The organism is Aquitalea sp. S1-19, from assembly GCF_024343515.1.
Genome location: NZ_RJTZ01000347.1, coordinates 1 through 602, shown reverse-complemented (window position 1 = coordinate 602; position 602 = coordinate 1). Strand labels below are relative to the sequence as shown.

At 61.0% G+C, this 602-nt stretch carries 1 pseudogene; it reads right to left on the bottom strand.

Going from position 1 to position 602, the window contains the following annotated elements:
* Positions 1-282: 282 nt before the first annotated feature.
* A pseudogene (locus EGI20_RS18975) lies at positions 283-602 on the bottom strand (apolipoprotein N-acyltransferase); the annotation flags it as partial.

Sequence of the window (602 nt, the reverse complement as noted above, 5' to 3'; positions counted from 1 at the left end):
TCCATGCACGGCCCGGAAGGCGTGCGCTTTTATACCCGTATCAAGACCATCACCAGCCGCTGGCCAGAGAAGCTCACCGCCGAGTTTGTCATGCCCACCATGAAGTAAGGTGTGACGGTAGGAAAAGAGCCGGCATCATGCCGGCTCTTTTGTTTCTTCTGCCTTGTGCTTAACCGGTTTTGGTCGCGCGGCGGCGCTGCCACCACTCGAACACCATCACGCTTAGCAACAGGACTGCACAGCCCACAATCACCGGCAAGTTGCCGCTACGCATATAGGGGGTCAGGCCGCGCCGCCCCACAAGCTGATTAACAAGGCGATCAGTGCCAGACGTCCGGCCTTGGCCAGGCGCGGTAATACCACCAGTGCGCCTGCGCTCAAGGCCACGGCAAAGGTTACGCCGTGAATGCCGCTGACAGCGGCAAGGCCGGCCAGCGGACTTTCCGCAATCTGGCTGTAACCGATCGCACCCCACGGAAAGCCGGTAAACATCCAGCTGCGCAGCCATTCACCCAGCGTCCACAAGGCGGGAAATGCAACGAGCCAGCGTAGCCACGGCCTCTCACTCAGTCTGACGGCAAACAGCATGGCCAGCGCCGGGT